We start from the raw sequence: 14276 nt of genomic DNA, 5'->3' as shown, positions 1-14276 counted from the left end.
CGCCGGCCCGCGCCGGATCCGCCGCGGACGGCGCGGGTGCCCGGCCGCCCTGCGGCACGGCCCCCGCGGGGCGCACCGGGGTGCCGTGCATCTGGTCCGGCTGTGTGGTGCGGGCCTGCGGCGGCAGCGCGCCGGGCACCGGCCGGGTGCCGTACCGCTCGGGGCCCGGTCCCTGTGCGGCGGTGTACGGCGGGGCCGCCGAACCGGTCCAGCGGGGCGGGGGCGGCGCGGAGGTGCCCGGGCCTGCGGCGTGCCGGCCGCCACCGGACCCCGGCGTCGGCCGGCCGTGCCACCACTCGGTGCCCTGCCGCGCCGGGCCGCCCTGCGAGGAGGACGCCCACCCGGGGCCGGATCCGGTGGCCGGAGAGGGCAGGTCCGGGGCGGTCAGGTCCGGGCCGGAGTACTCCGGGACCTGGTAGTCCGGCACCCGGTAGTCCGGCACCGCGTAGTCGGGCACCTGGTACGGCGGGTCCGGCTGCCGCCCGGCGGCCGGCGGGCCCAGGGCGACGTGCCGCGTGTCGTCGCGTGTCTCGTCCGAGGGCTGGTCCGGTGCGTCCTGCCGCCGGCCCGCCCGGTCCTTGCTCCAGGGAAGCCGCACCCGCTCCTCCACCTCAGACCTCGTCGATCGCGAGCCGGAACCCCTCCGGCTTCTCCACCACCAGCTCGGCCTGCCCCGACGCCACCGCGTTGCCCGACTCGACCACGCTCTTGGTGAGCGCGGTGAAGAACCGGGCGATGGACTCACCGAGCTGCGCCCCCGGCAGGGACACGAACGCGAAGTTCTGCTGCGTCGCCACGGACAGGATCGTCTCCGCACGCGCCTCGCCGATGCCGAACGCGATGATGTTGGGCGCCGCGGGGGTCACGGACCGGTCGACGAGCCGGCGGTGCGTCTGCCGCCACTCCTCGCCGCACGTCGGCTGCCCGTCGCTCAGGAAGAACACGGCCGGCCGGTGCACCCGGTACCCCTGGGACTTCAGCGTCGTCACGTCCTGCGGGATGCGCTCGAGCAGCGCCCCGAACGCCGCGTCGTAGTCCGTTCCGCCGCCCGCCGACAGATGCGGCAGCTCGGCCTCGCTCCTGAGATCCGCCAGCACCAGCCGCTCGGTGACACCGCTGGCGAACCCGAGCACCGAGAAGCGCACCTTGGCCGCCGCCATCGGCTCCCCCAGCAGCGCCACGTGCAGCGACTTCATCCCCTCGTTGAGGTCGCCGACGTACGGCGTCATCGACCCCGACTCGTCCGCGAGGACGTACACCGGCAGCAGCTGCCCCAGCGTGTCAGCCATCCCACTTCTTCCCTTCGACCCTTCCGCTTCCTCACTCGCCGGCGACCGGCCGGAGCCCCTGCGGGCAGTCCAGCCGCAGCTCCATCCGGCCGGCGAGCGCGCTCCGCCCCAGGTGCAGCAGCGTCTGCTGCACCAGCACGGAGAACTGCACGACCGACTGCGCCGTGTCCGCTCCGTCCACGGCGACCACACCCAGCTCGGGCCGCGACGCCAGGCGCTGCACCGCACGGGCCCGCCCGCGCCCGACGCCGCACGCCACAAGGTGCGGGTGGTACGTGTGCGCCATCAGGTCCGCATGCGCCGCGGGCCACTCGGCGTCGTCCTCGGCTTCGCCGACGGCCAGGAAGAACACCACCGGGCGCAGAACCCGCGGGACCTGCTCCTTCAGCCGCTCGGTCTCCAGCGGCACCAGCTCCTGCAGCCGCCTGAGCACCGGCCGGTAGCGGCAGCCGGGCGCCACGCTCAGCCCCGGCACTCCGGTACGCCAGGACACCTGGGTCAGCGGCAGCACCACGTCGGCCCCGTCGGCGTAGGTGATCACCGACAGGCGCACCGCGGCCGCCACGTCGGGGCTGCTCGCCAGCGCGGTCTGCACCGACCGCAGCATGTTCTGCAGATCGGTGAGGCAGCCGGACGACTCCGTCGAGGTGTCCAGGACCAGATACACCGGGATCAGCCCGTTCGGCGGTGCGGAAGCGGCCGCCGCGGAGCCGCCGCCCCACTGCACCGCCCCGCCCGCCTGCGCGGACGCCGGCGCGGACGCCGAGTAGTCGGGCAGCTGGGGAACCACCCCGGAGCTGAACGACGGGGCGGTGCCGGCATCGGGACGCTCCAGCACACCGGACACTCCCGTGCCCTCGGCGCTCGGGCCGAGCACGCCCTGCCGCAGCCCCGGCAGGTCGACCTCGCGCACCACGCCTCGCTCGATCAGGTACTTGACCATCTCGACGTGCCGCTGGTCACGGATCTCGTGCTGGGTGGCCTCGGCCGCACGGAGCTGGGTGAGCTGGGCGAGCGCCTGCGAGGTGTCCTCCGGGTGCCGCACCAGGTGCTCCCGGATGAGCCTCTCGAAGTCCAGCGTCCCGCCGGCCAGCACCGCGCGCTCCTCCGCCTCACGGCGCCTGCGCGCCGCCGCCCGCAGGTCCTCGATCTCCTCCTCGGAGCGGGCCTCGCTGAGCTTCGCCTCGTGCTGGTGCACGCCGAGCCGGGCACGCCTGCGGGCGTCCTCCAGATCCCGGATGTACTGGGCGGCCGCCGCGTCCGGCTCCATCTGGACCTTGCAGTGGTAGATCGCGATGCCCTCGGGCAGCAGGATCTCCCGGTCCAGTTCCTGGTTGATCGCCAGCTGGGCCGCCATGGCCTCGGTGATGGCGAAGCGGGCGGCGCACAGCCGGATGCGGTCGGTCAGATAGCCGTAGACGACGGCCAGGGCGTCGCGCACATTGCGGGCGACCACCGCCACCGGATCGTGCACACGGAAGCCGACGTCGACCGTCGCCTGGAACCGGTGCCCACCGTCCTTGCAGGTCAGCGGGGTCTTGGTGACGTTGGCCCGGCGCCGGTGGTCGCTCAGGTCGACGACGTAGCAGGGCCGGCCCCTGCCGAACCAGCGCTCGGTGCGGGTACGGACTCTCTCGACCTCGAACGGGCCTCCCTCCTTGGGGTAGACGATCGCCACCGCGGGCGGCAGGCCGGGCAGATCGCCCACCTGACCGCGGGCGATCGCGCGATCGTTGAGAATCAGCCGTACAGACATCCGTCAGACCCCTTCGACGTCGAGCTGCGCACGCACCACGCGGGCGGTGAGCGGCAGCTGCACGATGCGGTCCGGGTGCACCCAGTCCTCGGCGCAGCCGCGCAGGATGCGTCCCGAGCGCACGTCCTCGTGCGCGATGGCGCCGACCAGCAGGCGGAACCGCTCGCGCAGCTCACAGTCCCGCTCCGCCAGCCGCGCCCACTGCAGGAGCACCTGTTTCGCCTCGTGGTGGAAGAACGACTCGTTCAGCGCGCAGCGCCACAACCGCACGAACGGATCGCGCAACTCGTGGCGGCGGTGGGCGAGATGGAGCAGAGTCGGCCACTCCGGCACCGCGGCGTCGGGCTCCGCCTCCCTGGTCTCCACGACGACCTGCGCGGCCACGATCAGGAAGGCGAGCGTCGCGGCCCGGCTCGAGCGGTGCTGCTCCGCCCTGCCGCGCAGCATGGCCAGCACGGACCCGGTCACGCCGGGGTCGGCGGCCACCAGGTCGGCCAGCGCGGACCCGACGGCCACCGCCACCGTCACGCTGTCCACGGCGAGCAGCCGCGCCAGTTCCCCGACCGGCTGGTCCGACACCGCGCCCAGACCGTGCACCCGGGCCGCGGTCGCCTGCAGCGCCGGGCGGTCCTGGTCGGCGTACCAGCCCTCGACCAGGCCGGTCGCCTGCTCCTTCACCCAGCTGTTCTGGCAGGCCACGGCCAGCGCGTAGGCGACGGCGGTGCGGCGCGCGGGGCTGTCACTGAGCGCCCAGCGGGTCAGGACCCGGCGCTCTATGGTCCGGTAGGACTCGGCGGCGAGCACCCCGAGCCCGGTGGCGGCCGCGTGCACGCGCACCTGTTCGGAGGGGTGGACGACCAGCTCCTCCAGCCAGTCGAGGATCTCGGCCTGCACCTCGTACTGGGTCCAGGCGTGCACGATGACCCGGCGTGCGTAGCCGGGGTCCTTGAACTCGAGCAGTTTCCCGGGCTCCCCACCGGGCGGGTCCGCTTCCCTGGCCCGCAGCCGCAGCAGCTGCCGCCGCCGCGGGGTGCCGAACAGGTCCTTGTCGCGCGGAACATGTCCGTCCGGGCCGGGTGCCCTCAGGTAGGGGGTGCCGTCCTCCAGCCGGTCGCGCAGCGAGCGCGCGGCCTGGGCGATGTCCTCCTGCGGCAGCCCGTTGAGCACGGCCAGCGCGAGCGCGAAGCTGCGCGTGGCGGCGTCGGGCAGGCTCTCGGCCCAGATCTCGAAGTCCTCGGCCTCCAGACGGGCCCGGTGCTCCCGCAGCCGGTCCAGGTCGACGGCGCCGTGCAGGTCGTAGTGCTCGCTCATGGCGGCGGCGAGTTCACCGGCCTGCCGGCAGGCCGGGTGGTCGCCCAGCAGTTCGGTGACGACGCCGCGGACGTCGCCGCGGGCCATCAGCCGGTCGGCGTCGTGCTCCCCGATCCGCCAGCGCAGGTGGGCGCGCACCACCTCCGACGGCTGCGGCGCGTCGGTGACGTCCCGCACTCCGGAGAGCAGTTCGGCGTCGGAGAGCGCACCGGCGCTCACCGTGACGACCATCCAGGCACCGGCCTGCGCCAGCGCGCCCTGCACCTTGTCGTACGTCTCACGGCTGAGGCTGCCGGTGTCGTCCGGCTGCTCCAGCAGGAAACCGGCGCCGGGTTCGATCACCCCGCTGTCGTTCTCCAGCTGGTCCGCCAGGAAGGCCAGGTCCACGCCGCCGTCGAGGTGGTACAGCGTGCCCTGGCACGCGCCCAGCAGCAGCCGTACGGCCATGGCCGTCTTGCCGTACCCGGCCGGCCCGCGCAGGATCAGCAGCCGCTGACGCAGCAGCGCGTCCCGGGCGTCGGGAAGGTCGGCCGGAGCGCAGTACGCGAACCGGACGCGTTCGGCGATGAGCGGGGACAGCACGCGCAACCTGCGTCTGGTGCCGCCCAGCAGCACCACGTACTTGTCGCCGCCGACCAGGTCGCCCTCGACGTTGGCCACGGCGTTGCGCAGGTGCCCGCGCCGCTGCGAGCCCTGTCCGAGCCGGCCGGTCGCCTCGTACGACTCGGCGCCGGGACCGGACTGCGGCGGCTGCGGCGCCGCACTCTCCTCCCCGCCGGACGCGGGCGTGTTCTCGGGGGCGTCCTGAGCCTGCTGGGGGGCCGGGCCCGCGGCGGACGGCGGCGTGGTGCTTCCCGCCGCGTCCGCCGCGTGTCCCCCCGGCCCGGCCGCCGGCGAGCTGCCCCCGGTGGCGCCGGCGGCCGGAGACGCGCCGCCCGTCACAGCCGCACGCTCCCGCTGGTGTGGACGGTCACGTTCTTGTCCCCGGCGATCTGGTCGCCCCGGACGGTCACGGCGTGCTGGGACACGCCGGGCCGGGCGGCCGGCGCGGAGCCCTGGGCGCCGGCCGGTCCGTGCGGCGCCGCGCCGGGGGCCGCGCCGGGCAGGCCCGCCGGGGCCGGGCGGCCGGGGACGGTGATCCAGCCGCTGATCGTCTCGCCGTGCTTGGTGGTGATCGTGCAGGGCAGGTAGGCCGCCGGGTCGATGCCGCGGTGGCCGTGCCTGATCACCGCGTGGTACACCTCCCCGGACACGGCGAACACCAGGTGCGCCGAGGGCGCGGCGGTCAGCGCGTCCCGCAGCTGCTGGGCGTCGACCAGCCGGCACGCGGTGTTGACGGCGTCACCGGACCAGCCGCGCTCGTCCCGGGCCGCCAGCCCCTGGTGCAGCGCCAGGCGCAGCCGCATCGCGTGCTCCGCGTTGGTCTGCTCCGCGTACTCGCGCAGCTCCTTGTCCAGTTCGTCCACGAGGGGCCCGGCGATCAGCAGCGGGGAGACCGTCGGCGCCACCAGCATCAGCACCCCGTCGCCGCGGTCCTCCGTCACGGTGTCCGCCGCGGCGATGCCGGCCCGTTCCATGGCGGACGTGAGCGCCCGGTACATCGCCGCCCGCACGCGCTTCTGGACGGGATCCCGGCGCGTGCTGAAGTTCTCGACGTCCAGCGCCAGGATCCAGCGGTGCGTGGCCTCGTGCGCCATGAGCGTGCCTCCCCGTGCTCCCCGTGATGTGCCGCCGGGCTCGCGGCCCCACCAGTAGACGGCACGGCGGGGGGACGGGTCTACGCCATTTGGCGCATTCGCCGGATTGACTGGAAAAAATCTGACAGGCGTTCAGGTGCCAAGAATTTGTTCGACTTACGCTGGCGCGGCCGAGGAGGGGCGGAGGCGGCGTCGCCCGCCGCAGGGGGACGTGCTCAGAGGTTGTACACGACCGTCACCGGCGCGTGGTCCGACCACCGCTCGGCATGCGTGGCGGCACGCTCCACGACTCCCTTGACGGCCCTGGCCGCCAGACCGGGCGTGGCCATGTGGTAGTCGATGCGCCATCCCGCGTCGTTGTCGAACGCCCGGCCCCGGTACGACCACCAGCTGTAGGGCCCCTCGACGTCCGGGTGCAGTGCGCGCATCACATCGACGTAGCCGCCGTCGTGCGGGTCGAGGACACGGCCGAGCCACGCGCGTTCCTCCGGCAGGAAGCCGGAGTTCTTCGTGTTGCCGCGCCAGTTCTTCAGATCGGCCTCGGTGTGGGCGATGTTCCAGTCGCCGCAGACCAGCACCTCGCGCCCGTCGGCGGCGGCCCGTTCGCGCAGCTGCTTGAGGTGGGCGAGGAACTCGTCCATGAAGCGGACCTTCTCCTCCTGCCGCGGGGTGCCGACCTCGCCGGAGGGCAGGTAGAGGGAGGCGACCGTCACACCCGGCAGGTCGGCCTCCACGTACCGGCCGCTGGTGTCGAACTCCGCGGAGCCGAAGCCGATGCGGACCCGGTCCGGCTCCCGGCGGGTGTAGAGGGAGACCCCCGCACGGCCCTTGGCCGCGGCGGGCGCGTGCACCACGTGCCAGCCCTCGGGGGCGCGGACCTCCTCGGGGAGCTGCTGCGGCTCGGCGCGTACCTCCTGCAGGCACAGCACGTCGGCGCCGGTGGCGGCGAGCCACGGCACGAAGCCCTTGCGGGCGGCGGCGCGCAGTCCGTTCACGTTGGCGGAGGTCGCTGTCAGCACCCCGGCACTGTACCGGCACACTGGATGCGGCCCGCGGCCAGGCCGCGCCCCGCATCAGCTCCCGCATGGACGTACGGACACCGACATGATCATCCGCCCTGTTCCCTTCGACCACCCGGACGCGGTCAAGCTCAACGACGAGGTCCAGGCCGAGTACCACGAGCGCTACGGCGACGGCGGCGACGCCACCGTGCTGCACCCGTCGGACTTCCAGCCGCCCCGCGGCCTGTACCTGCTCGGCTACGACACGGACGGCACGCCCGTGGCCTCGGGCGGCTGGCGCAGCCGGGACGCCGACGGCGAGGGCACCGAGGACGGCGACGCGGAGCTGAAGCGGCTGTACGTGATCCCGGCGATGCGCGGCCGGGGCCTGGCCCGCCGGATGCTCGCCGCGCTGGAGGAGGACGCCCGCGCCGCCGGGCGGCTGCGGATGGTGCTGGAGACCGGCGACCAGCAGCCGGAGGCGATCGCCCTGTACACCTCCAGCGGCTACGAGCCGTGCGCCAAGTTCGGCTACTACCGGGAGTACGAGTCGAGTCTGTGCTTCGCCAAGCGGCTGCAGGACTAGGACGTTCCAGACTCGGGGCCGGGGTCGGGACGCCGGCCCCGGCCTCGGCGCAACAGCAACGGCGAAGCCCCCGTCAGGTCTCCCGACGGGGGCTTCGTGCTGCGTGGACCTGAGGGGATTTGAACCCCTGGCCCCCTCGATGCGAACGAGGTGCGCTACCGGACTGCGCCACAGGCCCTTGCAACGAGTGAAACTGTAGCACCCCGATCCCGGTGGTCGGAAATCCGCTCCCGGACCGGCCGGCGGTGCGGCCGACGGGGGCTACTCGTTGGCGGCGCGCGGCCGGTCGCCGTCCTCGTACTGGTCGAACAGCGGGGTGCGGCCGCGCTCGCGGGAGCGGCGCGCCGAGGCGGAGCGGCGTGCGTCGGTGCGGCCGCCGGCGGCGGGCCGGTCCTCGCCCGGGCCTTGGTCCCCGGCGGAGGCTGCCCCCTGCTCCGGGACGGCGGCGGAGGAGCGGGCCGAGCTCCAGGTGTCGGGTGCGCCGAGGTCCACGTCGGAGGTGGCGCGCGGGGCGACCGGCGCGGTCACGTAGGTGGGCAGCGGCACCGGCACGGGGTCCCAGCTCTCGCCGCGGCCGGGGCAGCGGCGGCGCTCCCGCTGCTGGTCCAGCCACTCGGCGTGATCGGTCTGCTCCACCAGCGCGCGGCGGTCGGCGGCGAGCGCGGACAGGCCCGGGTCGCTGTGCGGTCGGGGGCCCTCGCCGGGTTCCTCCCCGGTGTCCGCGCCGGTGCGGTGGTGCGGCGGGCGCCTGCTCTCGCGCAGGCGCTGCGCGGCGGCCTCGGCCCGGCGGCGGTCCATGTGGAACGCGAACCGGCGGCGTTCCTGTGTCCGCAGGTAGGCGATGTACGCGCTGAGCAGCACCGCGGGCACGCCGGGCGCCCACAGGAAGGCGACGCCGCCGACGGCGGCGACGATGGTGCCCAGGGTGAAGGCGAGGAAGAGCACGATGGTGGTGCGGCGACGGCGCGCAAGGACCTTCGAGCGCCGGGCGCGTGCTGCGGCCGCCTGGGCGCCGGGCGCGGGCCGCCGGGCCGCGGGCGCCTGCTTGCGCATCGATGCGCCGTCGGGAGCAGACCGGTCCGAAGTGTCCGGCGGGCCGGCCCCCTCCCGTGCCGAGGGGTGCTCGTGCTCGTCGGTGGGGGGCACGGCGAAGGCCCGGACGTCCACCGAGTCGGTGATCACGTCCGGGTCCCCGGCGCCGCTCTCCCCCGTCTCGGCGGAGCGCGCCCGGTCCCTGGCGTACCGGCGCTCCATGCCCGCCCGTCCGGACAGCAGCCGGATGGCGGTGCTGAAGCGTTCCGTCGGACGGGCCTCGTTCAGCTCGTCCTGCCTACGGAGCCACATCGGCACCAAGTAGGCGGCCCAGGCCCCGACGATGACTGCGTAGATGAGGCCGCTGCTGCTCACGCCTCACACGGTAGAGGGGTTTGCGTGGGCCCATACGCCAATTGGGCCGGTGTGTCGCACGATCTGGCTGATACTCCGAACTTTTTTTGTGACCGATCCGATCGGCAGGCCGTCAAGGCGGTGAAAAGAAAGTCACTCGAGTGGTCACCCGGCGCCTATTTCGAACACTTATTCAATTTCCGGGGCGGGTGGCATTCCCTCCCGTGTTCTGCCGGCCATCACGCAGGTCACCCCTCCGGTCGCCCTGCGCGTCGTCGGTCCGCGGGGTGCGGCGGGTGCGCCGCCACCGGTCCAGCAGACCGCCGGGCACCTCTTCCGCGGTGAGCGCGAAGACCAGGTGATCGCGCCAGGCCCCGTCGATGTGGAGATACCGGGGCCGCAGCCCCTCCTCGCGGAATCCGAGTTTCTCCACCACCCGGCGGCTGGGCCCGTTCTCCGGGCGAATGCACACCTCGATGCGGTGCAGTCCGAGGGTGCGGAAACAGTGGTCCACGGCGAGCGCCACGGCCGTGGGCATGACCCCGCGCCCGGCCACCGCCTCGTCCACCCAGTAGCCGATGTGCCCGGAGCACATCGAGCCCCAGGTGATCCCGGCGACCGTCAACTGGCCCACCAGCCGCCCCTGGTACTCCACGACGAACGGCAGCATCCGGCCGGCCCTGGCCTCGGCCCGCAGGTGCCGCACCATCTGGCGGTAGGTGGGCCGGTGCGTGACAGGGCCGCCCGGCGTGGGCGGCGGGATCGTCGCCTCCCAGGGCCTGAGCCACTCCCGGTTGCGCCGGTTCACCTCGCGCCAGGCCCGCTGGTCGCGCAGCTTTATCGGCCTGAGGACGACGTCGCCTTCCGTCAGCACCACGGGCCAGGACGATCCGTTCAGCGCGCACCCCCACTGCCGGTGCCGGATCTCGGATGGTCGCCGCCGCGGAGCTGGTCCACGGCGTGCGTCAACAGGGGCTCCAGGACGGCCAGTCCGTCCTTCACCCCGCCGGCCGAGCCCGGCAGGTTCACGATCAGCGTCCGCCCGGCCACGCCCGCCAGGCCGCGGGAGAGCGCCGCGGTGGGCACCTTCTGGCGGCCGTGGGCCCGGATCGCCTCGGCAATGCCCGGGACCTCGTAGTCGATCACCCGGCGGGTCGCCTCGGGGGTGCGGTCGGTGGGCGAGATGCCCGTGCCGCCCGTGGTGACCACGACGTCGTAGCCGGCCGCGACGGCGGCGCGCAGCTCGGCCTCCACCGGGTCCCCGTCGGGCACCACCCGCGGCCCGTCCACGGCGAACCCGAGCCGCTCCAGGCCGGCCACGATCAGCGGGCCGCCCGTGTCCTCGTAGACCCCGGCGGCGGCCCGGTTGGACGCCGTCACCACCACAGCGCGACAGGTCATGCCCGGCTCCAGTCGCCCGAGGTGCCGCCCGTCTTCTCCTGAACCTTCACGTCCGTGATGACCGCCCCCTTGTCGACCGCCTTGACCATGTCGATCACGGTGAGCGCGGCGACACAGACCGCGGTGAGCGCTTCCATCTCCACGCCCGTGCGGTCCGTGGTCTTCACGGTGGCCTCGATCTCCACGGCGTCGTCCGCGACCGACAGGTCCAGTGTCACACCGGACAGCGCCAGCGGATGGCACAGCGGGATCAGGTCCGGGGTGCGCTTGGCCCCCATGATCCCGGCGATCCGCGCGGTGGCCAGGGCGTCGCCCTTGGGGACGCCCTCGCCGCGCAGCAGCTCCACCACGCGGGGCGAGACGAGGACACGGCCGCTGGCCCGGGCGGTGCGGGCGGTGACCTCCTTGCCGGAGACGTCGACCATGCGGGCGGCGCCCGCGTCGTCGAGGTGCGTCAGCCGTCCGGGCTCGCGGCCCTGCGGCTCCTGCGCGGGTTGGGGGGTGTGCCCCGGGGTAGGCGTAGTCATGCTCTGTGGCGCTCCCGGTCGGGGCCCGGCGCGGTGCCGCGCGGGCCTGGTGTGCGCGACACGGTATCGCGTACCCCGGCGGCTCAGCCGAGCAGGATCACCTCGACCTGATCTCCGGGCGCCACGGACTCGGTGTCCTCGGGGACGACGATGAGCGCGTTCGCCCGCGCGAGGGCGGCGATCAGGTGGGAGCCGCTGCCGCCGACCGGGCGCACGGTGCCGTCGGCGTGCCTGCCGCGCAGGAACTGCCGGCGGCCCTTGGGCGAGGACAGCGGCTCGTCGGCGGTCAGCCGGGCCCGGGTGGTGGGCCGGTGCACGTCCTGAAGGCCCATCAGGGTGCGGATGGCCGGGCGGACGAACAGCTCGAAGGAGACGTAGGACGACACCGGGTTGCCGGGCAGGGCCAGCAGCGGGGTGTGGTCGGGGCCGATCGTGCCGAAGCCCTGCGGCTTGCCGGGCTGCATGGCCAGCCTGCGGAACTCCACGCCGCCGCCGGGCTCGTCCGCGTCACCGGCGTGCGACAGCGCCTCCTTGACCACGTCGTACGCGCCGACGCTCACCCCGCCGCTGGTGACCAGCAGGTCGGCGCGCACCAGCTGGTCCTCGACGACGGAGCGCAGCGTGTCGGCGTCGTCGGCGACGGCGCCCACCCGGTAGGCGAGGGCGCCGGCGTCCCGGGCGGCCGCGGCGAGCGCGAAGCTGTTGGCGTCGTAGATCCGGCCGGTGCCCAGGTCTTCGCCGGGCTGGACGAGTTCGCTGCCGGTGGAGAGCACCACCACGCGGGGGCGGGGACGGACCCTGACCGTGTTCCGCCCGATCGCGGCGAGCAGGGCGATCTGCGGCGGACCGAGGACCGTGCCCGCCTCGAGGGCGAGCGACCCGGCTTTCACGTCGCTGCCCTTGTCGCGCACATGGGCGCGGGCCGGTGCCTCCCGGAACACCCGCACCTGGCCGGTGCCGCCCTGCGGGGCCAGGCTGCGGGCGCGCATGCCCTGCACCGGCCCCTGGCCGAGGCCGCCGTCGGTCCACTCCACGGGCACGACGGTCTCGGCCCCGGGCGGCAGCGGGGCGCCGGTCATGATGCGGGCGGCCTGCCCCGGCCCCACCTGGACCAGGTCGGCCGCGCCGGCCGCCATGTCCCCGACGACGTCCAGCACGGCCGGGAAGTCCTCGCTCGCGCCGGCCACGTCCGCGACCCGGACCGCGTACCCGTCCATGGAGCTGTTGTCGAACGGCGGCAGGGAGACCGGCACCATGATGTCCTCGACCAGCACGCAGCCCTGGGCGTCGAGCAGCGGCAGCTCGATGGGGTCCAGGGGGCGGACGGTGGTGAGGACGTCCTCCAGGTGCTCCTCCACCGACCACAGGCGGTCGGCGGCGGCGCTGTCGTGACCGGCACTGCTCAAGGCGTCACATCTCCTCGGCTACGTATCTGCGGAGCCAGTCCCGGAAGTCCGGGCCCAGGTCCTCACGTTCGCACGCGAGCCTGACGATGGCACGCAGATAGTCGCCGCGGTCGCCGGTGTCGTAGCGGCGGCCCTTGAAGACGACGCCGTGCACCGGGCCGCCGATCGTCTCGTCCTGAGCGAGCTGCTGCAGGGCGTCGGTGAGCTGGATCTCGCCGCCGCGGCCGGGGGCGGTGGTGCGCAGCACGTCGAAGAGGCGCGGGTCGAGGACGTACCGGCCGATGATCGCGTAATTGGACGGCGCCTCCGCCGCGTCCGGCTTCTCCACCAGACCGGTCACCTGGACCGTGTCGCTGTCCTCGGTGGTCTCCACCGCCGCGCAGCCGTAGAGGTGGATCTGCTCGGGGGCGACCTCCATGAGGGCGACCACGCTGCCGCCGCGGATCTGCTGGACCTCGATCATGCGCTGCAGCAGCGGGTCGCGCGGGTCGATCAGGTCGTCGCCGAGCAGGACGGCGAACGGTTCCTGCCCGACGTGCGGCGCGGCACAGAGCACCGCGTGACCCAGGCCCTTGGGGTCGCCCTGGCGGACGTAGTGGATCGACGCCAGGTCGCTCGACTCCTGCACCTTGGCCAGCCGCTCGGTGTCGCCCTTCTTCTCCAGGGCGGACTCGAGCTCGTAGTTGCGGTCGAAGTGGTCCTCCAGGGGCCGTTTGTTGCGGCCGGTCACCATGAGGACGTCGTCGAGACCGGCGGCGACGGCCTCCTCGACCACGTACTGGATCGCCGGCTTGTCCACGACCGGCAGCATCTCCTTGGGGGTGGCCTTGGTGGCCGGCAGGAACCGGGTACCGAGGCCTGCTGCGGGGATCACGGCCTTGCTGATCCTGGGGCGCGACTGACTCATGCCGGTCACCTTATCGGCTTGATCTGTCAGCAGCCGGTGACCAGGGGGGACTCGGCGGGTGCCCGGCCGGGCCGGGGCCCGGCGGCGGAGTGCGGCGCGGCTACCATCGGCGCCCCGGTGGTCCGAACGTCACGCGCACGGAAGGCGGCGCGGGAAAGGCACGGTGGTGGCCGTGAGCGAGACCGGACAGGCGGCGCGGTCCGCCAAGCGGGAGCTGCGCCGCGGCCTGCTCGCCGCGCGTGAGGCGCTCGGCGCGGACGAGCTGCGCGAGGCGGAACGGGCGCTGGCCCGGCAGGCGCTTCGGCTGCCCGAACTGGCGCGGGCACGCACGGTCGCGGCGTACGTCTCCGTGGGCGCCGAACCGGGCACCCTGGCGCTGCTCGACGCGCTGCGCGCGCGGGGCGTGCGGGTCCTGCTGCCCGCCCTGCTGCCCGACAACGACCTGGACTGGGGCGTCTACGCCGGCCGGGACGCCCTCGCCCGGATCCGGCACGGCGGGCGGATGGCGCTGCTGGAGCCCGCCGGGGCGCGCCTGGGACCGCAGGCGGTGACGGAGGCGGACGCGGTGCTGCTGCCCGGCGTCGCCGTCGACACGCGCGGCATGCGGCTGGGGCGCGGCGGCGGCTCCTACGACCGGGTGCTGGCCCGGCTGGAGCGGGCCGGTGCCCGTCCGGCGCTGGTGGTTCTGCTGTACGACGGCGAGGTCGTGGCGCGGGTGCCGGACCAGCCGCACGACCGGCCGGTGCAGGCGGTGGTGACGCCGAGCGGGGTGCGTCGCTTCACCGGGCACGCCTGAGCCCGCGGACGCCCGCGGACGCCCGCGGACGCCTCCGGCCCATCCGCACACATCCGGCGCGGCCCGCGGACACAGCTGACCCTCCGCGCGCCACCCGCCACCGGGCACACGCACACGGCGAGGGCCCTCCACCCCGCTTGGGTTCAAGGGGTCGTCGCAACACCACTTGGTTTCAGGTGGTGAGTAGATCACGTAGACGCTCGGCTGGGGTAT

The 14276-nt window shown here is 74.3% G+C and carries 13 protein-coding genes, 1 tRNA gene and 1 pseudogene; 2 read left to right on the top strand and 13 right to left on the bottom strand.

Annotated features, from left to right (window positions below; all coding sequences use genetic code 11):
• From IE286_RS26570 to IE286_RS26545, 6 genes and pseudogenes are all read right to left on the bottom strand, one after another.
• Nucleotides 1-598, bottom strand: a pseudogene (locus tag IE286_RS26570) (hypothetical protein); the annotation flags it as partial.
• A 13-nt stretch (nucleotides 599-611) separates the two neighbouring features.
• On the bottom strand, nucleotides 612-1289 hold the full coding sequence (locus IE286_RS26565; protein ID WP_189799309.1) for a vWA domain-containing protein: 678 nt from the start codon (nucleotides 1287-1289) through the stop codon (nucleotides 612-614).
• A gap of 31 nt (nucleotides 1290-1320) precedes the next feature.
• The gene (locus tag IE286_RS26560; protein ID WP_189799308.1) at nucleotides 1321-3045 is read right to left on the bottom strand and encodes a vWA domain-containing protein; all 1725 of its coding nucleotides are present in this window, start codon (nucleotides 3043-3045) and stop codon (nucleotides 1321-1323) included.
• 3 nt (nucleotides 3046-3048) lie between these two features.
• A complete protein-coding gene (locus tag IE286_RS26555; RefSeq protein ID WP_189799307.1) occupies nucleotides 3049-5298 on the bottom strand; it encodes a hypothetical protein in 2250 nt (749 codons plus the stop codon).
• A complete protein-coding gene (locus IE286_RS26550; protein WP_189799306.1) occupies nucleotides 5295-6053 on the bottom strand; it encodes a nucleotidyl cyclase domain-containing protein in 759 nt (252 codons plus the stop codon). The genes IE286_RS26555 and IE286_RS26550 overlap by 4 nt, the downstream gene beginning before the upstream one ends.
• A gap of 215 nt (nucleotides 6054-6268) precedes the next feature.
• Entirely contained in the window at nucleotides 6269-7072 is an 804-nt protein-coding gene (locus IE286_RS26545) for an exodeoxyribonuclease III (protein WP_189799305.1), read from the bottom strand.
• An 85-nt stretch (nucleotides 7073-7157) separates the two neighbouring features.
• Between IE286_RS26545 and IE286_RS26540 the strand changes: the two genes are divergently transcribed.
• Complete coding sequence (locus IE286_RS26540; protein WP_189799304.1) at nucleotides 7158-7640, top strand: GNAT family N-acetyltransferase; 483 nt, start codon at nucleotides 7158-7160, stop codon at nucleotides 7638-7640.
• A gap of 104 nt (nucleotides 7641-7744) precedes the next feature.
• On the opposite strand, the gene IE286_RS26535 is transcribed toward IE286_RS26540, so the two are convergent.
• From IE286_RS26535 to galU, 7 genes are all read right to left on the bottom strand, one after another.
• Nucleotides 7745-7818 (bottom strand) — tRNA-Ala (locus tag IE286_RS26535).
• 83 nt (nucleotides 7819-7901) lie between these two features.
• Nucleotides 7902-9047, bottom strand: coding sequence for a divisome protein SepX/GlpR (sepX, locus tag IE286_RS26530; RefSeq protein WP_189799303.1), 1146 nt, complete (start codon nucleotides 9045-9047; stop codon nucleotides 7902-7904).
• 172 nt (nucleotides 9048-9219) lie between these two features.
• Nucleotides 9220-9900, bottom strand: coding sequence for a GNAT family N-acetyltransferase (locus IE286_RS26525; RefSeq protein WP_189799310.1), 681 nt, complete (start codon nucleotides 9898-9900; stop codon nucleotides 9220-9222).
• 20 nt (nucleotides 9901-9920) lie between these two features.
• Complete coding sequence (locus tag IE286_RS26520; RefSeq protein ID WP_189799302.1) at nucleotides 9921-10427, bottom strand: MogA/MoaB family molybdenum cofactor biosynthesis protein; 507 nt, start codon at nucleotides 10425-10427, stop codon at nucleotides 9921-9923.
• Nucleotides 10424-10954 carry a cyclic pyranopterin monophosphate synthase MoaC gene (gene moaC, locus IE286_RS26515; protein WP_189799301.1) on the bottom strand — a complete coding sequence of 177 codons (531 nt, stop codon included), beginning with the start codon at nucleotides 10952-10954 and terminating at the stop codon, nucleotides 10424-10426. Before moaC ends, IE286_RS26520 begins: the two co-directional genes overlap by 4 nt.
• An 83-nt stretch (nucleotides 10955-11037) precedes the next feature.
• Nucleotides 11038-12360: a molybdotransferase-like divisome protein Glp gene (gene glp, locus IE286_RS26510; RefSeq protein WP_189799300.1), complete on the bottom strand. Its 1323-nt coding sequence runs from the start codon at nucleotides 12358-12360 to the stop codon at nucleotides 11038-11040.
• 4 nt (nucleotides 12361-12364) lie between these two features.
• Nucleotides 12365-13267 carry a UTP--glucose-1-phosphate uridylyltransferase GalU gene (gene galU / locus IE286_RS26505; RefSeq protein WP_189799299.1) on the bottom strand — a complete coding sequence of 301 codons (903 nt, stop codon included), beginning with the start codon at nucleotides 13265-13267 and terminating at the stop codon, nucleotides 12365-12367.
• Between the two features lie 172 nt (nucleotides 13268-13439).
• On the opposite strand from galU, the gene IE286_RS26500 reads away from it, so the two are divergent.
• Nucleotides 13440-14063, top strand: coding sequence for a 5-formyltetrahydrofolate cyclo-ligase (locus IE286_RS26500; protein WP_189799298.1), 624 nt, complete (start codon nucleotides 13440-13442; stop codon nucleotides 14061-14063).
• Nucleotides 14064-14276 lie beyond the last annotated feature (213 nt).

The organism is Streptomyces thermodiastaticus (assembly GCF_014656135.1).
In the GTDB taxonomy this organism is placed as follows: Bacteria; Actinomycetota; Actinomycetes; order Streptomycetales; family Streptomycetaceae; genus Streptomyces; species Streptomyces thermodiastaticus.
The sequence above is the reverse complement of the archived record's forward strand: the minus strand, read 5'-3'. Positions and strand labels throughout refer to the sequence as shown.

Coding starts and splice junctions, on each gene's coding strand:
- IE286_RS26565 (WP_189799309.1), bottom strand. CDS start 1,289: ATGGCTGACACGCTGGGGCAGCTGCTGCCGGTGTACGTCCTCGCGGAC.
- IE286_RS26560 (WP_189799308.1), bottom strand. CDS start 3,045: ATGTCTGTACGGCTGATTCTCAACGATCGCGCGATCGCCCGCGGTCAG.
- IE286_RS26550 (WP_189799306.1), bottom strand. CDS start 6,053: ATGGCGCACGAGGCCACGCACCGCTGGATCCTGGCGCTGGACGTCGAG.
- IE286_RS26540 (WP_189799304.1), top strand. CDS start 7,158: ATGATCATCCGCCCTGTTCCCTTCGACCACCCGGACGCGGTCAAGCTC.
- IE286_RS26520 (WP_189799302.1), bottom strand. CDS start 10,427: ATGACCTGTCGCGCTGTGGTGGTGACGGCGTCCAACCGGGCCGCCGCC.
- moaC (WP_189799301.1), bottom strand. CDS start 10,954: ATGACTACGCCTACCCCGGGGCACACCCCCCAACCCGCGCAGGAGCCG.
- galU (WP_189799299.1), bottom strand. CDS start 13,267: ATGAGTCAGTCGCGCCCCAGGATCAGCAAGGCCGTGATCCCCGCAGCA.